This is a genomic window from Deinococcus rhizophilus, assembly GCF_030271215.1.
GTDB classification, from domain to species: domain Bacteria; phylum Deinococcota; class Deinococci; order Deinococcales; family Deinococcaceae; genus Deinococcus; species Deinococcus rhizophilus.
In genome coordinates, this window is sequence record NZ_JASNGB010000143.1 from 1 (window position 1) to 282 (window position 282).

The 282-nt window shown below is 77.7% G+C and carries 1 protein-coding gene; it reads right to left on the bottom strand.

The genetic code is table 11. The features are described 5' to 3' along the window. Positions 1-243, bottom strand: a 243-nt coding sequence (locus QOL99_RS12970; RefSeq protein ID WP_285524410.1) for a heme exporter protein CcmB, incomplete at its 3' end; no start/stop codon positions are given. Positions 244-282 lie beyond the last annotated feature (39 nt).

Below are 282 nucleotides of genomic sequence, written 5' to 3' on the forward strand. Positions count from 1 at the left end.
CACGGCCCCCGCCGCCAAGCCCGCCGTCTGGGTGGGCGTGCGCCCCGCCGTGTCCCCACCCAGCGCCAGCCCCAGCACCAGCAGCACCAGCCCGGCGAAAAAGGCGGTGGCGAGCAGCGTGTCGCGGGTGCGCCCGGCCACCCGCAGGTCCTTGGCGGCGACGGTCAGGACAGTCGACCGGGGACGGTGAACCGGGGTGGGGGAGGGGCTGTCCTCGCCTGCGGCCCAGGCTCTACGCTCCACGCTCCTCCTCCACCCGGCCCGCCGCCAGCCGCACCGCCC